Below are 24,236 nucleotides of genomic sequence, written 5' to 3' on the forward strand. Positions count from 1 at the left end.
GAGGAGCGGTGGTCCCCGGCCCGCGCAACGATGGCGAGTGAGACGTCAATGTACGCGAGTCCGTGCTTCGTCCTAGTGGCGGACCTCTCAGAGATCACGCGCAACCCGTGTGGCGTACGCCACTCCCCCGGCGTCCGGTCACGGTGCGTCCGAACGGGCGGTACTGTGCGCCGTCGATAATCGTTCCTGTGAACGATCTCGACACCCGCGCAGGACCGAGGGCCGCCCTGCGCAGGGCGGCTCCCGCCCTGGTGGGGTACGCCGCCGTCCGGGCTCTGGGGCTGCTGGTGCTGGCCGTGTGGAGCGCGGAGCGCGGCAAGAGCGCGTACACCTTGTTGACGGCGCGCTGGGACGCCCTGTGGTACGGCCGGGTGGCCGAAGGGGGCTACGGCTACGAGGTGCGGCTGCCGAACGGCGACGTCCACGCGGATCTGGCGTTCTTCCCGCTGCTTCCCTGGCTGGAGCGCGGCCTCGCGGCGGTGACGCCGCTGTCGCACGCGGACGCGGGGTTCGTCGTCACCCTGCTCGCCTCGGGTGCGGCGGCGTGGGGGATCTTCGCGGTCGCGGATCACGTGTACGGCCGTCGGGCGGGCGTGTGCGCGGTCCTGCTGTGGGCGGTGCTGCCGGTCGGGATCGTGCAGTCGATGGCATACAGCGAGTCGCTGTTCACGGCGCTGGCCGCGTGGTCGCTGTACGCGGTGCTGACCGGCCGCTGGGTGACGGCGGGTTCGCTGGCGCTGCTGGCGGGCCTGACCCGGCCGGTGGGTGTGGCGGTGGCCGCGGCGGTCTGGGCGGCGGGCCTCGCGTCGTTCGCGCGCGACCGTGACGCGCCCCCTTCTCGCGCCCCTCGCCCGCCCCCCTCGTTCGGGCAGACCCGAAGCGTGTTCACCGCGAGCGGCGCGCAGCTCTCGCCGCACGCCCCCTCCCCCACGGTCACCGCACCGCACTCCGGCGCGTCCCCCGTCCCGCGCGCCCTCGGCATGCTGCTCGCGCCCCTGGGGGCCGTCGGCTACGTCCTGTGGGTCGGTCTCCACACCGGGAAGGGCCCCCTCGGCTATCTGGACGTCCAGGCGGGCTGGCGCAACGGCTTCGACGGCGGCTGGGCCTTCGCCCGTTTCGTCGGCGCGCGCCTCACCTCGTTCCCCTCGGCCCTCGCGGGCGTCGCCCTGATCGTCGGCGTGGCCCTGCTGATCTGGCTCTACGTCACCTGTGTGCGCGGGCGCCAGCCGCTGCCGCTGCTGGTGTACGCGGGGATCGTCACCGTGCTCGCGCTCTGCGCGTCGAGCTACTTCGGCTCGAAGCCGCGGCTGCTGCTGCCCGCCTTCCCGCTGCTGTTCCCGCCGGCCCTGGCCCTGGCCCGGCTGCGGACGCGCGGGGCGGCGCTGGTGGTGGGGGTGTTCGCGGTGGCGTCGGCGGTCTACGGGGCGTTCTGGCTGAACGGCTCGGGGCCGCCATGATCGTCCGGCCGCGCACGGTGAGCACGCGGAGAATCCGAGGCGAGGATTCGGTGAACGAATTAATAATCAGGATAAAATTTCCCCCCGGAACGATCAAAGGAATTGCAGGAGAGTGGCGTTCGGGATTACGGATTCACCAGGGATAAACCACCTGCTGAGAGCAATCCCACATCACATCGTCATCACAAAGCCGCTGATTCGCCCGGGATCAGAGCTCACTCGCTGTAACGTCGATTGGGTGCGTACCGAACGAAACCTCACCCGTCTGGACCGGGTGTTCGCCAGGCTGGACCGGGAGCCGGAACGGCCGGCGCACATCGACGTGCCCAGAATGAGTCGGCACCGGGTGGCGCTGTTCGCCGGAACCCTGGCCTTCTACCTGGCGATCGTGTGGGCCGTGGTGATCACCTCGTGGCTGGTCCGCTTCGACTGGCAGGTCATGTTCTTCCGGCCGTACCAGCAGTGGGCGGGCATCCACTGGTTCGTCGACTACTACGTGGTCCTCGGCCAGCGCGGCCCGACGGCGGTGATGGTCGCGGCCTGGCTCGGCTGGCGCTCCTGGCGGCAGCACACGCTGCGGCCGCTGCTCACGCTGGGTGTCTCGCTGCTGCTGCTGAACATCACCGTCGGCGCCGCGAAGATCGGCATGGGCCGTCTCGGCCCGCACTACGCGACCACCATCGGCTCGAACGAGATGGGTCTCGGCGGCGATATATTTCCCAGCGGCCACACCGCGAACGCCGTGGTGACCTGGGGCATCCTGGCCTATCTGGCCTCCACCCCGAGAGCCCGCCGCTGGCTGTCCGCGCTCTCCGCGGTGACCTCGCTCGGCGTCGGCCTGGCGACCGTCTACCTCGGTACGCACTGGCTGAGCGACGTGCTGCTCGGCTGGGCCGCCGGGCTGCTGATCCTGCTGGCCCTGCCCTGGTGCGAGCCGCTGATCGCCCGCGCCGAGGTCGCCGTCTTCGATCTGCGCGACCGCTGGCGGGAGCGGCACGGCGCCTTCGTGCCGGCCCCTGCCGCGCCGTCCGCTCCCGTGGGGGCGCCGGTGATGATCAAGCCGAGGACCACCCCCGCCCACGACGAGGCGGCGGCCCGCGAGACGGTCAGCGGCACCGGCCGGGCCGCGCGGGCGCCCGCGTACCACCTGGCGCCCGGACCGCACTCCACCCGCGCCGAACGCACCCCGGTCACCCCGGTCGGCAGCCGCAGACCACCGCACGCCGACCGGGTGCCGCGCGGCGCGTCGACGTCGGCGGCCCGCCCGCTGACCGGCGGCTGACGGGCGCCCCCGAGCGGCGGGCCCGGTACGCACATCCCGGTCCGGTACGGCGAAGGCCCCGGTTCCACCACGGAACCGGGGCCTTCGCCATGGACCGAGGCGGGCCCGGCCGGTGCGCGGAACCCGCCGCCGACGGTCGTCCCGCGGCGGTCGGTGCGCGCTCAGCCCTTCCAGGCCCGCGCCACCCGCCCGTCCCTCACCTCGAAGTTCAGCCGCCCGGCCCGGTACTCCATCGTGACGATCGCCCCCGGGGGCAGGGAGCGCACCGTCGACCAGCCGCGCGCCCGCGCGCGCCGCTCGGCGTCGGGCGCGTCGAGGCCGACGTAGCCTTCCGGACTGTCCTGGGGCTCCGGCTGCGGAGTGGGGATCGGTGCCATGCGGCCACGCTAGGCCGTGCCGGGCGGGCGGGGAAGCCGGGGCCGTCGCCCAGGGTCACCCGTCCCCTCACGGTCACGCTTCTGTCACAGGATCACGACACGCGTTTCGGCCGAACTCCCTCACACGATCGAGCGGTTCAGGCCGTGCTCACTACGCCATTCCGGGCCGCCTGGACATAATTTCCGCGCGCTGTCAGAACCCTATGAATAGCGACGCGCGGGCCTGCCGCAGACCGGCCGGAATACGCCGGTGAGGCGTCCGGGGAAGGGCCGCGGAACGACCGTACAAGGGCCTGGAAATACCTATTACCGGCCGTTTCCGCGCGGGCCCTGGACCGCTGACGGCGCGTAGGAAATACACGTTTCCCTCACAGGACCCCCGCACGCGCGGAGCCCACCGTCCGGCGCGCGGACGGCCGGACGGCGACAGTGGCGGCGGCGGTCGGCGCGGCGGCGGCGGCGGTCGGCGAGGGCGGCGGCGGCGATGGCAGCGGCGGCGGCGATGGCGGTGGCGGCGGCGATGGCGGTGGCGGTGGCGGTTCCGAGACGGCCGGGACCCGGCCCGGGGTGTCGGCGCGGGGCGCGTCCTGCGGGATGCGGAGCAGGGTGCCCGGGTTGAGGCGGTCCGGACTGCCGCCGACCATGTCCTTGTTGGCCTCGTACAGGGCGCGCCAGCCGCCGCGGACCCCGTACCTGCGGGCGATCGAGGTGAGGGTGTCGCCCGGTCTCACCGTGTGCATGCGGCCGCTGAGCCGGTACTTCCTGGCGCAGGCGGGCCAGGCCTCCCAGCCCTGGACGGCCAGCACCTCCTGGGCGACGGCGATCTGCTGGTCGCGGGTGGCGAGATCGGCGCGCGGCGCGTACCGCGGGCCGCCGAACTCCTCCCAGGTGGCCTGGCGGAACTGGAGCCCGCCGTAGAAGCCGTTGCCGGTGTCGGCGTCCCAGCGCCCACCGCTCTCGCAGTCGGCGAGGCAGCCCCAGGGCCACTGGTCGGCGGCGCAGTCCCGGGGCGCCAGGACGGGCGGCGGTCCCGCCGGCGGCGGCGCTCCGTGCGCGGCGCCGGGCAGCAGCACGGCGGGCAGGACCGCTGCGGTCAGGGCGGCGGCGAGGACGATCGGGGTGCGGGGCATCGGGCCACGCTAGGCAGGGCGCGGGGCGGGGCCGCCGTGGCGCGTCCGGGGAGCCGAAGGGCCCCACCCGGTCGGAGGACCGGACGGGGCCCCTGCCCGGGACCGGACGGCGCCGCTTCGATGACCCGGCCCCGGGTCCGTGGGAGCGGGCCGGTCCCGGGCCGTCACCCGGGACCGGGCCGGCTCACAGATCGAGCTGCTGTCCGGGCACGATCAGGTCCGGGTCGCCGCCGATGACGGCCTGGTTGGCGGAGTAGAGCCGCTGCCAGGTGGTGCCGTTGCGCTCGGCGATCACGCTCAGCGTGTCGCCCTCGCGGACGGTGTAGTCGCCCCGGGAGGCGCCGCGTGCCGTACCGGCCGCCGGGCGTTGCGGCGCCTTCGACGGCTTCGAGGTGTGCGGGGTGCCGGGGGCCTGCGGGGTCCTCGCCGCGGTGGACTCCGGCGCCGACCTCGCCGTCGAGCCGCCGCCGGAGCCCGTGGCGCCGCTCGGCGCGGACGCGGCCGGCGCGCCGCCCGTCGCTCCGGCCCGGACCGAGCAGACCGGCCAGGCGCCCCAGCCCTGCGCGCCCTGGACCTTGGTGGCGACGGCGATCTGCTGCTCCCTGGTGGCCCCGTCGGCGGTCGCCGCGTAGGCCGCGCCGCCGTAGGCACGCCAGGTGCCGGCGGAGAACTGAAGCCCGCCGAAGTAGCCGTTGCGGGTGTTGATGTGCCAGTTGCCGCCGCTCTCGCACTGCGCGATGCGGTCCCACACTCCGCCGTCCGCGGCTGCGGCGTTGCCGGTCGCGGCCAGCAGTCCGAGCGGGGCGAGCAGGGCCGCCCCGGTGAGGACCGCCGTCGTGCGCGTCTTACGGACGTTGCCGCGAGTGGTGTCGGCACATTCGGACATGTAGTTCCCTCTCCATGCGCCCGGGTTCCCCCAAGGCGGGGCGGGCCGACGGCACAGGGGCCGTTCGCCGCGCTCCGCCCCGTCCGCCGACGGTGGTGGTGCTGTCGATCACGGGTACTGCTCGCTTGGTGCGGTCGGCGGACGTTCCCGAGCGGTGCTCGTTGCACACGGCGGAGGAATCTAAGGAGCGGGGCGGGCCGAGGACAACCAACGGGCCTTAGGGCCAGGCCAGTTCAGGGTTACCGCCGGTATCATCGATTTCTGGACACCCACTTCATCACGGGATATCCCGATATTGCGACCAGTAGGCGGAGCTGACTGTGACTCACATCACTCCTCCAACTCCCTTGCGGTTCGGCCCCTTTGACGATGAGTGACCGATTCTGGACCGATCGTGACCGTCTGCGGCGGACCGACCGATCACGTTCGCCCTGGGGCGTGACCACCACCACAGATCACCCGTTGTCCTCTTCATGAGCCCGGGGCCCACCCGGTTCACGGGCCGGGAGCCGCCCGGCCCCGCCCCGCACCACTTCCCGAGGGAGCCACCCGTGCCGCGCATGCTCGACGTCAGCGACGAGGTACGTGCCGAGATCGGCGACGAAGAGGCCGACCGGCTGCTCGCCGGAGAGAACACCCCCGGCAGCTACGACTGCACGTCCTGCCGCACCCCGGGCGACTCCGAACAGGAGCGCACCAGCACCGTCCTGTTCATCGGCGACGAGACCGCCGTCCTCGCCTTCGCCCACGCCACCTGCCTGCCCTCCCAGGTCGTGCAGGTCACCGAGGACCAGCTCCAGGGGGCCGTGCGCTCCATCTCCGGGGACTCCGTGGACCTCGGCCCCTCGAAGGTCGTCCCCGAGCAGGCCGTGCTCGGGGTGACCAGCGGACTCGTGCTGATCGCCGGGGAGTTGCACCCCGCCCTCGTCGTCGAGCCGACCGCGCCGATCGCCCGCCCCGGCACCGACGGCGTCAATGGCGACGAGTTCCTGCCGCTCCTCGTCGAGCAGGGCTTCACGCCGCTCTCCGCGATCGACGCCCCGCCCGCGGTGCTGCACGGCTGGTCGGTGCTGCTCGCGGTGGGACAGCTGCACGCGGTGCTCCAGCCGGGCCCGAGCGGCGGCCAGCCGGTGGCCTGGTGGCAGGCGCACCAGCCGCTCCAGGTCACCGAGAGCTGGCGGGCGGCCGCCAACAAGCACCAGCAGGTGCTGATGTTCGCGGCGCCGGTCGGCTCCATCGGCCGTCAGCCCCGCGAGGACCTGCTGCGGGACGCGCTCGACAAGGCCGCCGCCAACGGCAGGCTGGTCGCCGCCGCGATGCCGCTCGCGGGCGTCTGAGCCGCCGTCCGCACACCCGCACGCCCCTGAAGAGGCGCTCCCCGACCGCATCCCTTCAGGGGCCGGGTCGTTTGCACAACGTGCACTCCTACGACGTTCCGCTCCGCCAGGCCTACCAGCCGGTCCCTCCGCTGTCGCCGCTGCGTCACGGCAGGGAGATCCCTCCGGCGCGCTCGGCCCACGATCTCCACGGCGGCTCCTCGGCCACACCGATCTACGACGCGCTCTACGCCGAGTACGTCAAATCCTTCCGCACCCTGCCGGGCGACCGCAGCGGTGAGGAGGAGCTGGGTTTCACCGCCTTCGGGAACATTCCCTACGGCGCGGGCGTGCACTCCCAGAACTCCGGGCACCGTCCCGGTTCGTTCAGCAGCTCCTACAGCGCCTACAGCGCGGGCGCGTACAGCGCGCGGCAGCAGTCGCAGTGGCAGCGGGTGGGCCAGATCGGGCAGCAGGGGGGCGGCATGCAGCACGTACCGGCCGCACTGCCGCCCGGCGGACGCGGCATCTGAGCGGCGGTACACCGAAGGGCGGCCCCGGTACTCGACCGGGGCCGCCCTTCGGGCCGTTCGGGGTTACTTCTTCTTGCCGCGCTTCTCGCGCACCCGCACCGAGATGTGGATCGGGGTGCCCTCGAAGCCGAACTCCTCGCGCAGCCTGCGCTCGATGAAGCGCCGGTAGCCCGCCTCGATGAACCCGGAGGCGAACAGCACGAACCGGGGCGGCTTGGTGCCCGCCTGGGTGCCGAAGAGGATGCGGGGCTGCTTGCCGCCGCGGATCGGGTGCGGGTGGGCGGCGACCAGCTCACCGAGGAAGGCGTTCAGCCTGCCGGTCGGCACCCGCGTCTCCCAGCCCGCGAGGGCCGCCTCGACCGCCGGGACCAGCTTCTCCATGTGCCGCCCGGTGCGCGCCGAGACGTTGACCCGGGGCGCCCACGCGACCTGCGCGAACTCGGTCTCGATCTCGCGCTCCAGGTAGTAGCGGCGCTCCTCGTCGAGGTTGTCCCACTTGTTGTAGGCGATGACCAGCGCGCGGCCCGCCTCGACGGCCATGGTGACGATCCGCTGGTCCTGCACCGAGATCGACTCGGTGGCGTCGATCAGGATGACCGCGACCTCCGCCTTCTCGACGGCGGCCGCGGTGCGCAGCGAGGCGTAGTAGTCGGCGCCCTGCTGGAGGTGGACCCGCTTGCGGATGCCGGCCGTGTCGACGAACTTCCAGGTGACACCGCCGAGTTCGATCAGCTCGTCGACGGGGTCGCGGGTGGTGCCCGCCTGCTCGTTGACGACGACGCGCTCCTCGCCCGCCACCTTGTTCAGCAGCGAGGACTTGCCGACGTTCGGGCGGCCGATCAGGGCGATCCGGCGCGGGCCGCCGACAGCGGTGCCGAAGGTCTGCTCCGGCGCCTCGGGCAGCGCCTCGAGGACGGCGTCCAGCATGTCGCCCGTGCCCCGGCCGTGCAGGGCGGAGACGGGGTGCGGCTCGCCGAGGCCGAGCGCCCACAGGTAGGAGGCGTCGGCCTCGCCGCTGGGGCCGTCGACCTTGTTGGCGGCCAGCACGACCGGCTTGCCGGCCTTGCGCAGCAGCCGGACGACCGCCTCGTCGGTGTCGGTCGCGCCGACCTTGGCGTCCACCACGAAGACGACGGCGTCGGCGGCCTCGATGGCGTACTCGGCCTGCGCGGCCACGGACGCGTCGATGCCGAGGACGTCCTGCTCCCAGCCGCCGGTGTCGACGACCTTGAAGCGGCGGCCCGCCCACTCGGCCTCGTAGGTGACGCGGTCCCTGGTGACTCCGGGCTTGTCCTCGACGACGGCCTCGCGGCGGCCGATGATCCGGTTCACCAGGGTCGACTTGCCGACGTTCGGCCGGCCGACGACGGCGAGCACCGGCAGCGGTCCGTGGCCCGCGGCCTCGATGGCGCCCTCGACGTCCTCGCTGTCGAAGCCCTCTTCCGCGGCCAGCTCCATGAACGCTGCGTACTCGGCGTCGCCAAGCGCTCCGTGGTCGTGCTCCTCGCCCGAGCCCTCGGAGTGGATGTGGTCGTTCATGAAGTCCGTACCTCGTTCATCGTGGTGATCGGTGGGCCGTCCCGGTGTCGCCGGGCCGGTCCACTACTCAGTGTCGCCTAGCGACCGGTCAGTCGCCTGGCGTTTTCCAGGTGGGCGGTGAGCTGCTTCTGGATGCGTTCGGTGGCCTCGTCCAGGGCCTTGCGGGTGCGGCGGCCCGAGCCGTCGCCCGCCTCGAAGGGGTCGCCGAAGACGACGTCGACGCGGGACCGCAGCGGCGGCACCGCCTTGACCAGTCGGCTGCGCCGGTCGGTGGAGCCGAGCACCGCGACCGGGACGACCTGGGCGCCGCCGCGCACCGCGAAGTAGGCGAGCCCGGCGCGCAACGAGGCGAAGTCGCCCTCGCCGCGGGTGCCCTCGGGGAAGATGCCGAGGACGCCGCCGGCCTTCAGCACGTCGAGCGCCCGGGTGATCGCGCCCCGGTCGGTGGTGTCCCGGTCGACCTTCAGCTGCCCGATGCCCGTCAGGAACGGGTCGAGCGGGCCGATGAAGGCCTCCTTCTTGATGAGGAAGTGCGTCGGCCTGGGGGCCACGCCCATGACCATGGGGCCGTCGATGTTGTGCGCGTGGTTGACGGCGAAGATCACCGGGCCGGTCGCGGGCACCTTCCAGGCGCCCAGGACGCGCGGCTTCCACAGCCCGTACATCAGGCCGACCCCGATGCGCCTGCCGATCTCGGCGCCCCGCTCGGAAGACTGTGTCACTTCCCCGCCCGCTTCTCCTCGACGAGGGTCACGACGCACTCGATGACCTGCGTGAGGGTCAGCTCGGTGGTGTCGACCTCGACCGCGTCGTCCGCCTTGGCGAGCGGCGAGGTCTTGCGGCTGGAGTCGGCGGCGTCCCGCTTGATGAGGGCCTCGCGGGTGGCGTTGACGTCGGCGCCCTTCAGCTCGCCGTTGCGGCGGGCGGCGCGGGCCTCGGCCGAGGCGGTGAGGAAGATCTTCAGGTCGGCGTCGGGCAGCACGGTCGTGCCGATGTCCCGGCCCTCGACGACGATGCCGCCCTCGGCGCCGGCCGCCACGGCGCGCTGCAACTCGGTGATCCTGGCCCGCACCTCGGGCACCGCGCTGACCGCGCTGACCCGGGAGGAGACCTCCTGGGTGCGGATCGGGGCGGAGACGTCGACGCCGTCGACCGTGATGGTCGGATTGGCCGGGTCGGTGCCGGAGACGATCTCCGGCTTGCCCGCCACGGCGGCGATCGCGGACGGGTCGTCGACGTCGATCGCGTTGGTCACCATCCACCAGGTGATGGCACGGTACTGGGCGCCGGTGTCCAGGTAGCTCAGGCCGAGCTGCGTGGCGACGGCCTTCGACGTGCTCGACTTACCGGTGCCGGCGGGGCCGTCGATGGCGACAATCACGGGCTGGGCGGCGCCGTTTTCCACGGGGGGACACCTTCCTGGTGCGGTGTGGTGGGAGTGGGTGGGGCGCGATCGTGCCCCGTACAAGGTTACTGGCTCCCCGGAGGGCGTTTCACGGCCGGACGGGCCCGGCGGCCCGTGCCTGCTCGGGCCCGTCCGCTCACGGCCGGGCGGCCTGGCCCCTCACTGCCTGATGGCCCAGCCGCGCTCGCGCAGCGACGCCGTGAGGACCGGCGCCGCGTGCGGCTCCACCATCAGCTGCACCAGACCCGCCTGCTGCCCGGTGGCGTGCTCGATGCGCACGTCCTCGATGTTGACCCCGGCGCGACCGGCGTCGGCGAAGATGCGGGCGAGCTGGCCCGGCTGGTCGTCGATGAGGACGGCCACGACCTCGTAGGCGCGGGGCGCGGAGCCGTGCTTGCCCGGGACCCTGACCTGGCCGGCGTTGCCGCGCCGCAGGACGTCGGCGATCCCGGCGCCGCCCGCGCGCCGCTTGTCCTCGTCGGCGGACTGGAGGGAGCGCAGGGCGCGGACGGTCTCGTCGAGGTCGGTGGCGACGTCGGCGAGGAGGTCGGCGACCGGGCCGGGGTTCGCGGAGAGGATGTCGATCCACATCCCGGGGTCGGAGGCGGCGATCCGGGTCACGTCCCGCACGCCCTGCCCGCACAGCCGCACGGCGGCCTCCTCGGCGTGCTCCAGGCGGGCCGCGACCATGCTGGAGACCAGGTGGGGCATGTGCGAGACGAGGGCGACGGCGCGGTCGTGGGCGTCGGCGTCCATGACGACCGGCAGGGCCCGGCAGTGCGAGACCAGTTCGAGGGCGAGGTTGAGGACCTCGGTGTCGGTGTCCCTGGTGGGGGTGAGGACCCAGGGGCGGCCCTCGAAGAGGTCGGCGGTCGCGGCCAGCGGCCCGGACTTCTCCCGGCCGGACATCGGGTGGGTGCCGATGTAGCGGGACAGGTCGAGGCCGAGCGCCTCCAGCTCGCGGCGGGGTCCGCCCTTGACGCTGGCCACGTCGAGGTAGCCGCGGGCCAGGCCGCGCCGCATGGCGTCGGCGAGGACGGCGGCCACATGGGCGGGCGGGGCGGCGATGACGGCGAGGTCGACCGGCGCGGTGGGCGGCTCGTCGGTGCCCGCGCCGAGCGCGGCCGCCGTGCGGGCCTGTTCCGGGTCGTGGTCGGCGAGGTGCACGGTGACGCCCCGCCGGGCCAGCGACAGCGCGGCGGAGGTGCCGATGAGGCCGGTGCCGATGACGAGCGCGGTCCTCACTGGGCGATGTCCCTGCGCAGGGCGCCCGCGGCACCGAGGTAGACGTGCGCGATCTCGGCGCGGCTGCGGTCGGACTCGATGTGCGCGAGGATCCGCACGACGCGCGGCATGGCGCCCTCGATGTCGAGTTCCTGGGCGCAGATCAGCGGGACGTCCACGATGCCCAGCTTGCGCGCGGCGGCCGCGGGGAAGTCGCAGTGCAGGTCGGGGGTGGCCGTGAACCAGACGCTGATCAGGTCGTCGGGGGTCAGGGCGTTCCGTTCGAGAACGGCGGTGAGCAGGGCTCCGACCTGCTCCTCCATGTGTCCGGCCTCGTCCCGTTCGAGCTGGACGGCCCCCCGGACCGCTCGTACCGCCACGGTGCTGCTCCTCGTCGTTCCGCTGCATGGGTCTCTGCTCGTCCAGCCTAGCCAGCCCGCGCGGAACGGCATCGTGGCGCCCGCCTCCTGAGACGGCCCGCGGACGCCGGGGCTCCGCCGCCCGGAGGGCACCTTTTCTCCGCTCTCCACCGTTTCCCTCCCGATTTCCCATGTCCCGGGTGGTTCGGGTGCCAAGATGCTGCTGCTCCGCCCGGAGCGCCCGCCTCGGCCTTCCGGTCCCTTCCCCGGTCCCGCCGAAGGCGCCGGCCCCTCTGCCCTGGCTTCGCCGCCCTCCCTGTTCCTTCCGCACGTACGGAGTGACGACATGACCCACGCCTCGACCCGGCGCACGATCCTTCTCACGACCGGCGCGGTGGCGCTCGCCGCGGGCTGCGGTTCCGAGAGCGGCGGCGGCAGCGGTGCCGCGTCGCAGTCCGCCGGCTCCGGCGGCAAGGAGCTGGCGACGACGGCCGACATCCCGGTCGGCGGCGGCACGATCTTCAACAACCAGAAGGTCGTGGTGACCCAGCCGAAGAAGGACGAGTTCAAGTGCTTCTCGGCGATCTGCACCCACCAGGGCTGCACGGTGGCCAAGGTCGCGAACGGCACCATCGACTGCCCGTGCCACGGCTCCAAGTTCCACATCGCGGACGGCTCGGTGGCGCACGGTCCGGCGACGAGGCCGCTGCCCGCGGAGAAGTTCGAGGTGCGCGGAAATTCGATTCGCCTGACGTGAGGGTCCGCGTACCGTCCCGTCCATGCGCCCCGACCCGGCGGCCGACCCGGTCCCGCCCCCGACGCCCGAGACCCTGGTCCGCGACCACACCGTCTACGCCTGCGTCATGGGGTCGCGGGCCTTCGGTCTCGCGACCCCGGACAGCGACATCGACCGGCGGGGCGTGTTCCTCGCCCCCACTCCCCTGTTCTGGCGGTTCGAGAAGCCGCCGGCGCATGTCGAGGGGCCGGGCGAGGAGCGGTTCAGCTGGGAGCTGGAGCGGCTGTGCGCGCTGGCGCTGCGCGCGAACCCGAACGTCCTGGAGTTCCTGCACTCCCCGCTGGTCGAGCACGTCGACGACACCGGGCGTGAACTCCTCGCGCTGCGCGGGGCGTTCCTCTCCCGCGAGGTCCACAGGTCGTTCACGGGCTACGCGCTCGGCCAGCGCCGGAAGCTGGAGGCCGACCTGCGGGTGCACGGCGCCCCGCGCTGGAAGCACGCGATGCATCTGCTGCGGCTGCTGACGAGCGCCCGCGATCTGCTGCGCACCGGCACGCTGACCGTGGACGTCGGCGCGGAGCGCGAGCCGCTGCTCGCCGTGAAGCGGGGCGAGGTGCCCTGGGACCGGGTGCGGGCGCGGATGGACCGGCTGTCGGCGGAGACCGACGACGCCGTGCGCCGCACCCCGCTCCCGGCGGAGGCGGACCGCCCCCGGGTGGAGGACTTCCTGATCCGCGCCCGCCGCGCGTCGGCGCTGCGCGCCCTCGCCGGGGAGGGGCCGGGCGGCTGCTAGGGCCTGTCGTCCCAGAGCGCGCCCAGTGCCGTCAACTCGCTTCCGTGCTCGATCCGTTCGGTCCACGGGGTCGGCCAGGCGCCGTCGCCGAGGTGGGCGCCCGCGAAGGCGCCGGTGAGGCAGGCGATGGAGTCGGAGTCGCCCGAGGTGCAGGCGGCGCGGCGCAGCGCGGTGAGGGGGTCTCCGGGGAACCAGAGGAAGCACAACAGGCCGGTCGCCAGGGCCTCTTCGGCGATCCAGCCGGCTCCGGTGGCCAGGCAGGGGTCGGTCTCGGGGGAGACGTCGGTGACCGCTTCCTGGAGCCGGTCGAGGATCGCGAGGCACTCGTCCCAGCCGCGGGCGGCGAACCGCTCGGGGCTCGGGTCCTGGCCGCGGGTCCACAGGTCGCCGAGCCAGTCGTGCCGGTAGCGGGTGCGGTGGGCGACCGCGTACGCCCTCAACTCGGCTGTCAGGTCGGCTGGTTGGACGCCCTGCGCGAGCAGGTGCACGGCGCGGGCGGTGAGGTCGGAGGCGGCGAGCGCGGTGGGGTGCCCGTGGGTGAGGGCGGACTGCAACTGGGCCGCGCCGGCGCGCTGTTCGTCGCTGAGACCGGGGGCGAGTCCGACGGGCGCGACCCGCATGTTGGCGCCGCAGCCCTTGGAGCCGATCTGACTGGCGTCCTGCCAGCGGCGGTTGCCGTCCTCCAGCAGACCGCAGGCGGTGAGGCAGGTCCGGCCGGGCGCGCGGTTGTTCTCGGGCGAGCGGTACCAGGCGCCGAACTCCTGCCGCAGCGGCCCTTCCAGGCTCTCGGGCGCGAGCACCCCGCGGTCCATGGCGGTGCGCAGGGCGTCCGCCACGGCCAGCGTCATCTGGGTGTCGTCGGAGACGAAGGCCCGCCGGGGCAGCTCCATCTCCCGCCAGGGGCCGCACTTGGCGAGGATCGACGGCACGTCGTTGAACTCGGTGGGGAAGCCGAGCGCGTCCCCGAGGGCGAGCCCGAGCAGGGAGCCGGTGGCGGCGCGCTTGTGGACGGTGGTGGTCATGCGGGGCGTCCTTCCGTGGACGGCCGCAGCAGCGGCGGGTGGAGGGTGGCGGCGGGGCCGGCGCGGTAGAGCGCGGCCGGTTTGCCGCGGCCCCTGGTCAGCCGCGCGGCGCCGGGCACCGGTTCGACGAAGCCGGGGGTGGCGAGCACCTTGCGGCGGAAGTTGGGCCCGTCGAGTGAGGTGTCCCAGACCGCCTCGTAGACGTGGCGCAGCTCGCCGAGGGTGAACTCGGGCGGGCAGAAGGCGGTGGCGAGGCCGGTGTACTCCAGCTTGGCGCCGACGCGTTCGTGCGCGTCGGCCAGGATGCGTTCGTGGTCGAAGGCGAGGGCGGGCCTGGGGCGGTGGGGCAGCCAGGCGGCGCGGGCCGCGTCGCTGCCGGCCCGCGGTTCGGGGGCGTCGGGCAGCAGGGCCGCGAAGGCGACGGAGACGACGCGCATCCGGGGGTCCCGGTCGGGCTCGCTGTAGGTCCGCAGCTGCTCCAGGTGGAGCCCGGTGACGTCGTCGAGGCCGGTCTCCTCGGCCAGCTCGCGCCTGGCGGCCGTCTCGGCGGACTCGTGGGGTTCCACGAAGCCGCCCGGCAGCGCCCAGCGGCCCGCGTAGGGCTCCTGTCCGCGTTCGACGAGCAGGACCCGCAGGTCGCCGTCGCGGACGGTCAGGACGGCGAGGTCGGCGGTGACGGCGAAGGGCTCGTAGGCGTACTTGTCGTACGCGGCACCTTCATCGCCTCGGTCACGGCCCGCACTGCCCGCACCGTCCGCACCGTCCGCACCGTCTGCGTTGTCTGTGTTGGCTGCGTTGTCGTACACCATGCACTCTCCCCCGTCTCCCGCCCCAACTTAAGAGTCAAGGCGACCATTAACTTGGTCCGACTATAAGGAGATCGACCGGTCGGGGGCAAGGGGGAAAACACATCGGCCGGCCCCGGAGAACTCCGGAACCGGCCGACACCCGCGCGGGGCGAGGGGCTACAGCTCGACTTCCTGCATCAGCATGCCGACCTCGGTGTTGGACAGCCGCCGCAGCCAGCCCGACTTCTGGTCGCCCAGCGTGATCGGACCGAAGGAGGTGCGCACCAGCCGCTCCACCGGGAAGCCCGCCTCGGCGAGCATCCGCCGCACGATGTGCTTGCGGCCCTCGTGCAGCGTCACCTCGACGAGGTAGTTCTTGCCGGTCTGCTCGACGACCCGGAAGTGGTCGGCGCGCGCGTACCCGTCCTCGAGCTGGATGCCGTCCTTGAGCTGCTTGCCCAGGTCGCGCGGGATCGGGCCGACGATCGCCGCGAGGTACGTCTTCTTCACCCCGTACCTGGGGTGGGTCAGCCGGTGGGCCAGCTCACCGTGGTTGGTGAGCAGGATGACACCCTCGGTCTCGGTGTCGAGCCGCCCCACGTGGAAGAGGCGGGTCTCCCGGTTGGTGACGTAGTCGCCCAGGCACTGCCGGCCCTCGGGGTCCTCCATCGTGGAGACGACACCGGCCGGCTTGTTCAGCGAGAAGAACTGGTACGACTGCGTGGCCACGGTCAGACCGTCGACCTTCACCTCGTCCCGCTCCGGGTCGACCCGCTTGCCCTGTTCGAGGACGATCTCGCCGTTGACCTCGACCCTGGCCTGCTCGATCAGCTCCTCGCAGGAGCGCCGGGAGCCGTAGCCCGCGCGCGCCAGCACCTTCTGGAGCCGCTCGCCCTCCTGCTCGGCGCCCGGGAAGGTCTTGGGCGGCTTGACGTCCTTCTTGCCCGCGTACCGCTCCCGGTTGCGCTCCTCGGCCCGCGCGTCGTACTCGCGCGAGGTCGCCGGGGCCCATCGGCCGCGCCCGGTGCCCTGGCCCTGCTTGGGTCCGCCCTTGGCGCCGCCGCGCGCGGACGCGCCGCGCCCCGACTTCGGGCCCTCGTGGGACGCGCCGGGGCCCACGTCGTAGCGGCGCTCCTCGGGGCGGGGCTTGCTCGGCCTGCCGGCCGGCTTGTCGTCCCGGTTGTTGCCGGTGCCGCGGTTGCCGCCACGGGCACCGCCGCTCCCGCCGCGGCCGCCGCTGTTGCCACCACGGCTCCCGCCGTTGTTTCCGCTGCTGTTCCTGCCGCTGCTGCTTCGCATCAAAGTTCCGTCTTGTCGTCTGCGTCCTCGGAATCCGGAGCGTCCGGATCGAACGACGGGACCCCTTCCAGTGTGTCGGCCTCGATCGCCTCCGCCTCCGGGAGGAAGGGCGCGAGTTCCGGGAGCTCGTCAAGGCCGCGCAGGCCCATCCGCTCCAGGAAGTAGTTCGTCGTCGTGTACAGGATCGCACCTGTTTCGGGTTCCGCGCCCGCCTCCTGGACCAGACCGCGTTGCAGGAGGGTGCGCATGACCCCGTCGCAGTTGACTCCGCGGACCGCGGAGACCCGGCCGCGGCTCACCGGCTGCCGGTAGGCGACGACCGCGAGCGTCTCCAGCGCGGCCTGGGTGAGCCGGGCCTGCTGGCCGTCGAGGACGAAGCCCTCGACGGCCGCCGCGTAGGCGGGACGGCTGTAGAACCGCCAGCCGCCCGCGACCAGCCGCAGCTCGAAGCCCCGGCCCTGCGCGGTGTACTCGTCGGCCAGCGCGCGCAGCGCGGCCGCCACCTGCCCGCGGGGCCGCTGGAGGATCTTCGCGAGATGGTCCTCGGTGGCGGGTTCGTCCACGACCATGAGGACCGCTTCGAGCGCGGGCGCGAGGTCGAGGTGGGCGACGGCGGACCCGGTGTTCTCGGTGGTGCTCACGCCTTGTCCTCCTTCGGTGGCTCGGGCGCCCGGTCGAATTCGTCGGTCACCCGCGGCTGGTCCGCGCCCTCCCCGCCGGTCCAGCGCACCAGCAGGTCGCCGAGGGCCGTCTCCTGGTCGAGCGCGACGGCCTTCTCCCGGTACAGCTCCAGGAGCGCCAGGAAGCGGGCGACGACGGTGAGGGTGTCGTCGGTGTCCTCGACCAGGGCCCGGAAGCTGGCCTCGCCCAGCTCCTTCAGGCGCGCGACCACGATCCCGGCCTGTTCCCGCACGCTGACCAGCGGCGCGTGGATGTGGTCGACGTACACCTGCGGCCTGGGCCGCGGCTGCATCGCCTTGACGGCGAGCCGCGCGAAGCCCTCGGCGCCGATGCTGATGACGACCTCGGGCAGCAGCTCCGCGTGGTGCGGTTCGAGCCCGACGGTACGGGGGTAGCGGCGGGCCTCGTCGTCGAGGCGCCGGTCGAGGATGTCGGCGATCTGCTTGTAGGCGCGGTACTGGAGCAGCCGCGCGAACAGCAGGTCACGGGCCTCCAGGAGCGCGAGGTCGGCCTCGTCCTCCACCTCGGCGGCGGGCAGCAGCCTGGCCGCCTTCAGATCGAGGAGGGTGGCGGCGACGACCAGGAACTCGGTGGTCTCGTCCAGGTCCCAGTCAGGGCCCATGGCCCGGATGTGCGCCATGAACTCGTCGGTGACCCGGGACAGGGCGACCTCGGTGACGTCCATCTTGTGGCGGGAGATCAACTGGAGGAGCAGATCGAACGGCCCCTCGAAGTTGGCGAGCCGGACCGTGAAGACACCGCCGCCGTCGTCATCGTCACCGCCGCCCCCGGACGGCGCCGGGGGATCCGCGGGGGCGGGCGCCTCGGTGACCCGCGCCGCCCGAACGGTTCCGCGCGCCGGCTCGGCGGTCCGGGGCTCGACGGTCTCCGGCTCGACGACGGCAGGGGCCGCCTGGACGCTCTCGGGCGCCGCCTCGACGGTCCCCGGCGTCGGCTCGGCGCTCCCCGGCGACGGCTCCGCGGTCCCGGCGCTCCCGGATGCCTCCTCGGCGGTCCCGGTCGCCGCCTCGACGCTCTCGGGTGCCGCGGGCGGTGCCTCGGCGGGGCGGGTGTCCGCTCCCGGTCCCCTGCCCAGCGCACGCCGTCGCCCGGCGGGCGCGCCGGGTCCTGGGGCGGGTGGGTCGTTCGAGGTCATGGCCCTCGCAGGCTACGCCTACCGCCCGCGCAACCGGCGTACCAGAATGCTCGCGTCCCCGCGGGACTCCAGGTCGGCCAGGACGACGGCGACCGCCTCCCGGACGATCCGGCCCCGGTCGACGGCGAGCCCGTGCTCACCGCGGAGCACCAGACGGGCGTGCTCCAGATCCATCAGTTCCTCGGCGGACACGTACACGGTGATCTTCTCGTCGTGCCGCTCCCGTCCGCTTGGCCTGCGGGCCGGCGGACGGCCGCCGCGCTTGCGGGGCCCGGCGTCGGCGGAGGCAGAACCTTCCTGCGCGCCCTGGCGCCTGCCGGAGCGGTCGTCGACCGTCCCGGGCGCCGTCCGGCTGCGGGACTCGCCCGCGTCGGCGGGACCGGGCTCCGTGGCCACGTGCTCCGCGCCGCCGCCGTCGCCGCCCTGGGCGGGCACCGCGTGCGGCGCGTCCTCGGTGGCCGCGATGCCGTCGCTCTCCCCCGCCGGACCCGGTACCCGGGCGTCACCGCCGGGGCCGCGCCGCGGGGCCGACGGCTGGAGCGCCGTTCCCCCTGTCGTACGGAAGAGTTCGTCGGCTCCCGGCAGACTCACTCGGCGTGACACCGGGCGAGCACCTCCCTGGCGAGCTGACGGTAGGCGGCCGCGCCGACGGAGTTGGAGGCGTAGGTGGTGATCGGCTCACCGGCCACCGTGGTCTCCGGGAAGCGGACCGTGCGGCCGATGACCGTGTGGTACACGTGGTCGTCGAACGCCTCGACCACGCGCGCGAGCACCTCACGGCTGTGCACCGTGCGGGAGTCGTACATCGTGGCGAGGATGCCGTCCAGCTCCAGTTCCGGGTTGAGCCGCTCCTGGACCTTCTCGATGGTCTCGGTCAGCAGCGCCACACCGCGCAGCGCGAAGAACTCGCACTCCAGCGGCACGATCACCTTGTGGGCGGCCGTGAGGGCGTTGACCGTGAGCAGGCCGAGCGAGGGCTGGCAGTCGATCACGATGTAGTCGTAGTCGGCCATCAGCGGCTTCAGGGCGCGCTGGAGCGTGGACTCGCGCGCGACCTCGGAGACCAGCTGGACCTCGGCCGCGGACAGGTCGATGTTGCTCGGCAGCAGGTCCATGTTGGGGACCGCGGTCTTCAGGAGCACCTCGTCGGCCGCCATGCCCCGCTCCATGAGCAGGTTGTAGACGGTGAGGTCGAGCTCCATCGGGTTGACGCCGAGACCCACCGACAGCGCGCCCTGGGGGTCGAAGTCGACGAGCAGCACGCGCCGGCCGTACTCCGCGAGCGCGGCACCCAGGTTGATGGTCGACGTCGTCTTGCCGACGCCGCCCTTCTGGTTGCACATCGCGATGATCTTCGCGGGGCCGTGGTCGGTCAGCGGGCCCGGGATCGGGAAGTACGGCAGCGGACGTCCCGTCGGCCCGATGCGCTCACGGCGCTGGCGGGCGGCGTCGGGCGCGAGCGTGGCCGCGTACTCCGGGTCCGGCTCGTATTCGGCGTCTGGGTCGTAGAAGTGCCCGTCGGGCAGTTCGTCGTAGTCGGCGAAGTGGTTGTGGGGCGCGCCACTTCCGTCGCCGGCCATGGCGTTCACGTGATGGCCATCCATGCTCTGGTGTGCTGACTGAGTCACCGCGGTCCTCGGGTGGCTCTGATGGGATGCGAAGGTGCGCACCGCGACGGAGCCGACAGCCTCGAACCCCGCGGGACCTTGGTCCCGTACCGGCATTCCTGGTTGACCACCTCCGGGAGAAAATGTCGACTCATTCACAAGTCGTCTTACCTCCTTGGTGACCAGGAAACTTCTAGACAGGTCAGCGTGGCACCATGCCGACGGTTGGCGACTCTATGGCGTGTCGGGCGTCCGCAGCAACACAATCCGCCGGACCCGGCAGGATGTGTCGGCAATGAAACATCCCTCTGTCAAGGGCGTACAGCCGTCGCACCGCAGGTTTCCCCGGTGTACGAATCGGCCAAAGGGTTACGTTCGAGGCGAGTTGGCCGAGTGCCGCAAAGTGACCATACACACATCCGGCCGGACCTTGTGGGCAAGGTCCGGCCGGATGTGCGACGTTGACGGGCCGTGTTGACGTATCGCCTTTTACCGAACGGTGACTTAGCCGCCGGACGGCCCCGACGGCTCAGCCGAGAAGCGTCTCCAGCTCGACGTGCTCCAGGCCGTGCGCCTCGGCGACCTCGCGGTAAACCACCTTGCCGTCATGGGTGTTGAGGCCCTTGGCGAGCGCGGCGTCGCGGCGCAGCGCGGCCACCCAGCCCCGGTTGGCGAGTTCCACGATGTACGGCAGCGTCGCGTTGGTGAGCGCGTAGGTGGAGGTGTGGGGCACCGCGCCGGGCATGTTGGCGACGCAGTAGAAGACCGATCCGTGGACCGGGAAGGTCGGTTCGGCGTGGGTGGTCGGACGGGAGTCCTCGAAGCAGCCGCCCTGGTCGATCGCGATGTCGACAAGGACACTTCCGGGCTTCATCCGGGAGACCAGCTCGTTGGTCACCAGCTTCGGCGCCTTGGCGCCGGGGATGAGGACCGCGCCGATCACGAGGTCGGCCTCCAGGCACGCCTTCTCCAGCTCGAAGGCGTTCGAGACGACGGTCTGGATCCGGGTGCCGAAGATCTTGTCGGCTTCCTTGAGCTTGTTCAGGTCCTTGTCGAGCAGCGTGACGTGGAAGCCCATGCCGATCGCGATCTGGGCGGCGTTCCAGCCGGAGACACCGCCGCCGATGACGACCGCCTTGCCGGCCGCCACGCCCGGGACGCCGCCGGGCAGCACGCCCCGGCCGCCGTTGGCGCGCATCAGCTGGTAGGCGCCGACCTGCGGGGCGAGCCGGCCCGCGACCTCGGACATCGGGGCGAGCAGCGGCAGCGCGCGGCCCGGCAGCTCGACCGTCTCGTAGGCGATCGCGGTGGTGCCCGACTCGATGAGCGCGTCGGTGCACTCCTTGGAGGCGGCCAGGTGCAGGTACGTGAAGAGGGTCTGGTCCTTGCGGAGGCGGTGGTACTCCTCGGCGATCGGCTCCTTGACCTTGAGCAGCAGGTCGGCGGTGGCCCACACCTCGTCGGCGGTCGCCAGTATCCGGGCGCCGGCCGAGACGTACTCGTCGTCGGTGATGGAGGAGCCGAGTCCCGCGCCGCCCTCGATGACGACCTGGTGACCGTGGCGCACCAGCTCGTGCACACCGGCGGGGGTGATGGCCACCCGGAACTCGTTGTTCTTGACCTCGCGGGGGATGCCGACCTTCACGTCGATCACGGTCCTTGACTCAGGGGTGCGGGACATACAGCACATACCCAGGCGGGCATGGCACACCGGGGTACACCGCGGGAGAAGGTGCGGCAGAGCCAGTTTAATGAAGGTGTTCCCGCTGTCTAGCCTTCCAAAGCATCAATCTTTAGTCGATGTACTGCGGATTTCGTAGGCGTTAGCACGGTGTTCCGTGTCATCGGCCTGGTCCGGGTCGCCCGGGTCCTCCCCGAGCAGCCGTTCGGCCGCGGTGCGGTGCAGTCCGGCGGACGCCGGATCGCCGAGGTGCTCGAGGGTGTCGGCGAGCCGCAACTGGAGCGCGGCCTGAAGCCGCACGTCCTCGGCGCGACGCGCCCACTCCAGCGCCTCGTGACAGGTGTGCAGCGACTCCTCGGGCCGCCCGGCGTACTCCTGGACGCGGGCCAGCTCGCTCAACGCCCGTGCCTGGGACGCCACATCGCCGTCCTTGCGGTACCCGGCGACCGCGGCCCGCCACCCCCGCTGGGCCTCCCCGTAACGGCCCGCGAAGGTCTGGGCGGCGGCGATCCTGCCGTACAGCCGGGCGGCGTCGGCGCGCTCGTCCCGGGCGAGGCGCTGGGCCAGGGCCCGGCCGAACCAGTCGGCGGCCCGGTCGTAGTCCCCCAGCTCCAGGTGAGCGCCGCCTACGGATTCCATCGCGCGGCCGGTCGCGTACGGGTCGTTCGCGCTGCGCCCGGCGTCCAGCGCCTCCCGGTAGCGCACCAGCGCCTGGGCGGTCCGGCCGGTCTGGGCGTCCAGATCTCCGAGGTTCAGCAGCGCGGCGGCCTTCTCCCTGGGCAGCTCGCGGCGCTCGGCCACATCGAGGACCAGGCCGTGGACGCCGTACAGGTCGGGCGCGGCCGCCTGGGTGCCGAAGTGCGCGACCATCGTCCTGACCAGCTGCGACATCAGCCGCCTCGCCAGCGTGTCAAGCTCCCCGTCGGCGACCGCGAGCCGGGCCGCGGCCAGCAGCGCGGGCCGCCGGATGCGCAGCCAGTCCTCGGCCGCCCGCGGGCTCGGGAAGCGCAGCGAGCGCGGCATGCCCTGGAGTTTCTCGCGCGCCTCCGGGCTGTCGGTCTCGGTGATGGCCCGGCAGGACTGGAGCAGCCGCACGGTCCGCTCCAGCATCCGGGCGCGGGCCAGCTGCAACTCGGCGGGGCGGTCCTGCTCCTCGGCGAGCGCCCGCAGATGCGGGTGCAGACAGCCGGGGACCTCGTACTGCGGCAGCGGCGAGGGGACGGCCCGCAGCAGGCCGAGCCCGACGAAGTCGTCGAGGGTGGCGCGGGCGCGCCCGACCGAGCAGCCGGCCAGCGCGGACGCGGTGTGCGGGTCGATCAGCCCGGCCGGGGCGAGCGCGAGCAGCCGCAGTGTCCTGGCGGCGGACGCCGGCAGCGAGGTGTGGACGAGCTGGAACGCCCGGCCGAGGGGGGTGCTGTCGTCGCCCTCGGCGCGCAGCTGCTTCGCGACGTCGGCGACGGCCGCCTTGGGCCGGGCGGCGAGCCAGCCGCCCACCAGGGTCAGCGCGGCGGGGTGCCCCTGGCACTCCTCGACCAGGCCCTCGGCCGCGCACGGGTCGACGGTGATGCGGACCGAGCCGGTGGAGCGGGTGAGCAGGTCGAGGGCCGACTTGGTGTCGAGGCCGCCGATCGTGCAGGGGCGGACGTCGGAGATGCCGGTGAGCGGTCCGGTCGAGACGGCGACGGCCAGGCAGTCCGGGGTGTCGGGGAGCAGCGCGTCGACCTGTTCGGCGTCGACGGCGTCGTCGAGCAGGAGCAGGGCCTTGCGGTCGGCGAGGGCGGTGCGCAGGGCCGCGCTCAGGTCGTCCTGGTCGGCCCCCGCGGGGGTCGGCAGGTCGAGGGCGGCGAGCAGCTCGCGGGCGGCGCGCTCGACGGGGACGGGGGTGCCGTCGGATTCGCTGAGGCGGACCCTGAGCACCCGTCCGTCGTAACGGTCGGCGACCTGTCGGACGAGTTCCTCGGCGAGCGCGGTGCGTCCCGAACCGGCTCTGCCGGCGATCAGGAGGACGCGCGCGCGAGGCGCCTTGCGTCCCGCGATGGTGTCGAGGCCCGCGCGCTCGATGTCGGCGAGGAGTTCTTTCAACTCCCTTGTCCTGCCGAGGAACTGACGCTCCGCAGCAGCCGTTCCCGACAGCCGTACGCCGCCTGTGTCCACCGCCTGATCCGTCACGGGCCACACTCCCGTCCCACCGCACGCGCGCAAGCCCGCCGGGTCTCCGGATCGGGCGTTTCCAGAGCCTAGTTCACGCTCTGCTACGTTCCGGGCGGAGCGCGGCGGACACGTCCCCCGATCGGATCAACCGATCGTCACAACAATAGGTGGGAGGGGGACGTTCAGGACGTGAAGGGACGCGCCGGCCAGGGCGCGTCGGCCGGCCTCAGCGCGTCGAGGCCGTCGCCCTGCCGGGCACCGACCAGCGAGAGCACCCCCACGACGAGGCAGTTGTTGTGCAGCTCGCCCGCGAGGACGCCGCGCACCAGGTCGGCGACCGGCACCCGCGCGTACTCCATGTCGGCCTCTTCGTCCTCGACCGCGAAGCGCTCGCCGTCGGCCTCGGACAGCTCCCGGGCGAGGAAGATCCGCACCGCCTCGTCGCAACCTCCCGCCGTGGTGTAGACGTCGGTCAGCACCCGCCAGTCCTCGGCCTTGACGTGCGCCTCCTCGTACAGCTCGCGCTGGGCCGCGTGCAGCGGGTTCTCGCCCGGCACGTCGAGCAGCCCGGCCGGGATCTCCCACAGCTTCTGGCGCACGGGGTGGCGGTACTGCCGGATCAGCAGCACCCGGTCGGAGTCGTCCAGCGCCAGCACGGCCACCGAGCCGGGGTGCACCTGGTAGTCGCGGTGGACCACACTGCCGTCCGGCATGACCACGTCGTCCGTGCGGACGGAGGTCTTGTTGCCCGTGAAGGGCGTCCGCGTGGCCCGGATCTCCCACTCGGTGGGGATGTCCTTGATCGTCATGCCGT

General features: G+C 72.9%; 23 protein-coding genes and 1 pseudogene. 6 read left to right on the forward strand and 18 right to left on the reverse strand.

Going from position 1 to position 24,236, the window contains the following annotated elements:
- The first annotated feature begins 188 nt into the window (after positions 1–188).
- Positions 189–1,457 carry a hypothetical protein gene (locus DDJ31_RS08300; protein WP_127180930.1) on the forward strand — a complete coding sequence of 423 codons (1,269 nt, stop codon included), beginning with the start codon at positions 189–191 and terminating at the stop codon, positions 1,455–1,457.
- Between the two features lie 238 nt (positions 1,458–1,695).
- The gene (locus DDJ31_RS08305) at positions 1,696–2,739 is read left to right on the forward strand and encodes a phosphatase PAP2 family protein (RefSeq protein ID WP_127180929.1); all 1,044 of its coding nucleotides are present in this window, start codon (positions 1,696–1,698) and stop codon (positions 2,737–2,739) included.
- A 161-nt stretch (positions 2,740–2,900) separates the two neighbouring features.
- On the opposite strand, the gene DDJ31_RS08310 is transcribed toward DDJ31_RS08305, so the two are convergent.
- From DDJ31_RS08310 to DDJ31_RS08320, 3 genes and pseudogenes are all read right to left on the reverse strand, one after another.
- A complete protein-coding gene (locus DDJ31_RS08310) occupies positions 2,901–3,116 on the reverse strand; it encodes an I78 family peptidase inhibitor (RefSeq protein ID WP_127180928.1) in 216 nt (71 codons plus the stop codon).
- A 590-nt stretch (positions 3,117–3,706) separates the two neighbouring features.
- A pseudogene (locus DDJ31_RS08315) lies at positions 3,707–4,246 on the reverse strand (transglycosylase family protein); the annotation flags it as partial.
- Between the two features lie 184 nt (positions 4,247–4,430).
- Positions 4,431–5,132, reverse strand: coding sequence for a transglycosylase family protein (locus tag DDJ31_RS08320; RefSeq protein ID WP_127180927.1), 702 nt, complete (start codon positions 5,130–5,132; stop codon positions 4,431–4,433).
- Positions 5,133–5,683: 551 nt separating this feature from the next.
- On the opposite strand from DDJ31_RS08320, the gene DDJ31_RS08325 reads away from it, so the two are divergent.
- Positions 5,684–6,469, forward strand: coding sequence for a hypothetical protein (locus DDJ31_RS08325; protein ID WP_127180926.1), 786 nt, complete (start codon positions 5,684–5,686; stop codon positions 6,467–6,469).
- Between the two features lie 80 nt (positions 6,470–6,549).
- Positions 6,550–6,981: a hypothetical protein gene (locus tag DDJ31_RS08330; protein ID WP_431029260.1), complete on the forward strand. Its 432-nt coding sequence runs from the start codon at positions 6,550–6,552 to the stop codon at positions 6,979–6,981.
- A gap of 63 nt (positions 6,982–7,044) precedes the next feature.
- Here DDJ31_RS08330 and der read toward each other — a convergent pair whose 3' ends face one another.
- From der to aroH, 5 genes are all read right to left on the reverse strand, one after another.
- Positions 7,045–8,520, reverse strand: a complete 1,476-nt coding sequence (gene der, locus DDJ31_RS08335) for a ribosome biogenesis GTPase Der (protein ID WP_127180925.1) — start codon at positions 8,518–8,520, stop codon at positions 7,045–7,047.
- 77 nt (positions 8,521–8,597) lie between these two features.
- Positions 8,598–9,185, reverse strand: a complete 588-nt coding sequence (locus DDJ31_RS08340) for a lysophospholipid acyltransferase family protein (protein ID WP_431029258.1) — start codon at positions 9,183–9,185, stop codon at positions 8,598–8,600.
- Positions 9,186–9,238: 53 nt separating this feature from the next.
- Positions 9,239–9,925 carry a (d)CMP kinase gene (gene cmk, locus DDJ31_RS08345; protein WP_127180923.1) on the reverse strand — a complete coding sequence of 229 codons (687 nt, stop codon included), beginning with the start codon at positions 9,923–9,925 and terminating at the stop codon, positions 9,239–9,241.
- A 159-nt stretch (positions 9,926–10,084) separates the two neighbouring features.
- Positions 10,085–11,170: a prephenate dehydrogenase gene (locus tag DDJ31_RS08350; protein ID WP_127180922.1), complete on the reverse strand. Its 1,086-nt coding sequence runs from the start codon at positions 11,168–11,170 to the stop codon at positions 10,085–10,087.
- A complete protein-coding gene (gene aroH / locus DDJ31_RS08355; RefSeq protein ID WP_127180921.1) occupies positions 11,167–11,529 on the reverse strand; it encodes a chorismate mutase in 363 nt (120 codons plus the stop codon). The genes DDJ31_RS08350 and aroH overlap by 4 nt, the downstream gene beginning before the upstream one ends.
- Before the next feature lie 325 nt (positions 11,530–11,854).
- On the opposite strand from aroH, the gene DDJ31_RS08360 reads away from it, so the two are divergent.
- Both DDJ31_RS08360 and DDJ31_RS08365 read left to right on the forward strand, forming a co-directional pair.
- Positions 11,855–12,265 (forward strand): Rieske (2Fe-2S) protein, encoded by a 411-nt coding sequence (locus tag DDJ31_RS08360; RefSeq protein ID WP_127180920.1) that lies wholly within the window; start codon positions 11,855–11,857, stop codon positions 12,263–12,265.
- A 22-nt stretch (positions 12,266–12,287) separates the two neighbouring features.
- A complete protein-coding gene (locus DDJ31_RS08365) occupies positions 12,288–13,037 on the forward strand; it encodes a nucleotidyltransferase domain-containing protein (RefSeq protein ID WP_127180919.1) in 750 nt (249 codons plus the stop codon).
- Here DDJ31_RS08365 and DDJ31_RS08370 read toward each other — a convergent pair.
- The 10 genes from DDJ31_RS08370 to DDJ31_RS08415 form a co-directional block, all read right to left on the reverse strand.
- Positions 13,034–14,059, reverse strand: a complete 1,026-nt coding sequence (locus DDJ31_RS08370; RefSeq protein ID WP_127180918.1) for an ADP-ribosylglycohydrolase family protein — start codon at positions 14,057–14,059, stop codon at positions 13,034–13,036. The genes DDJ31_RS08365 and DDJ31_RS08370 overlap by 4 nt on opposite strands.
- Positions 14,056–14,868 (reverse strand): NUDIX hydrolase, encoded by an 813-nt coding sequence (locus tag DDJ31_RS08375; protein ID WP_127180917.1) that lies wholly within the window; start codon positions 14,866–14,868, stop codon positions 14,056–14,058. Before DDJ31_RS08375 ends, DDJ31_RS08370 begins: the two co-directional genes overlap by 4 nt.
- Before the next feature lie 156 nt (positions 14,869–15,024).
- Positions 15,025–16,146 carry a pseudouridine synthase gene (locus DDJ31_RS08380; RefSeq protein WP_127180916.1) on the reverse strand — a complete coding sequence of 374 codons (1,122 nt, stop codon included), beginning with the start codon at positions 16,144–16,146 and terminating at the stop codon, positions 15,025–15,027.
- Entirely contained in the window at positions 16,146–16,715 is a 570-nt protein-coding gene (gene scpB / locus DDJ31_RS08385) for an SMC-Scp complex subunit ScpB (protein WP_240678450.1), read from the reverse strand. The genes DDJ31_RS08380 and scpB overlap by 1 nt, the downstream gene beginning before the upstream one ends.
- A gap of 68 nt (positions 16,716–16,783) precedes the next feature.
- On the reverse strand, positions 16,784–17,983 hold the full coding sequence (locus DDJ31_RS08390) for a segregation and condensation protein A (protein ID WP_127180914.1): 1,200 nt from the start codon (positions 17,981–17,983) through the stop codon (positions 16,784–16,786).
- An 18-nt stretch (positions 17,984–18,001) separates the two neighbouring features.
- Positions 18,002–18,586, reverse strand: coding sequence for a hypothetical protein (locus DDJ31_RS08395; protein WP_127180913.1), 585 nt, complete (start codon positions 18,584–18,586; stop codon positions 18,002–18,004).
- Positions 18,571–19,707 carry a ParA family protein gene (locus DDJ31_RS08400; protein WP_127180912.1) on the reverse strand — a complete coding sequence of 379 codons (1,137 nt, stop codon included), beginning with the start codon at positions 19,705–19,707 and terminating at the stop codon, positions 18,571–18,573. Before DDJ31_RS08400 ends, DDJ31_RS08395 begins: the two co-directional genes overlap by 16 nt.
- Before the next feature lie 412 nt (positions 19,708–20,119).
- Positions 20,120–21,244, reverse strand: a complete 1,125-nt coding sequence (gene ald / locus DDJ31_RS08405; protein WP_171480981.1) for an alanine dehydrogenase — start codon at positions 21,242–21,244, stop codon at positions 20,120–20,122.
- Positions 21,245–21,376: 132 nt separating this feature from the next.
- A complete protein-coding gene (locus tag DDJ31_RS08410) occupies positions 21,377–23,440 on the reverse strand; it encodes a tetratricopeptide repeat protein (protein ID WP_127180911.1) in 2,064 nt (687 codons plus the stop codon).
- 164 nt (positions 23,441–23,604) lie between these two features.
- Positions 23,605–24,231: an NUDIX domain-containing protein gene (locus tag DDJ31_RS08415; RefSeq protein ID WP_127180910.1), complete on the reverse strand. Its 627-nt coding sequence runs from the start codon at positions 24,229–24,231 to the stop codon at positions 23,605–23,607.
- Positions 24,232–24,236 lie beyond the last annotated feature (5 nt).

The organism is Streptomyces griseoviridis, from assembly GCF_005222485.1.
Taxonomy (GTDB): domain Bacteria; phylum Actinomycetota; class Actinomycetes; order Streptomycetales; family Streptomycetaceae; genus Streptomyces; species Streptomyces hintoniae.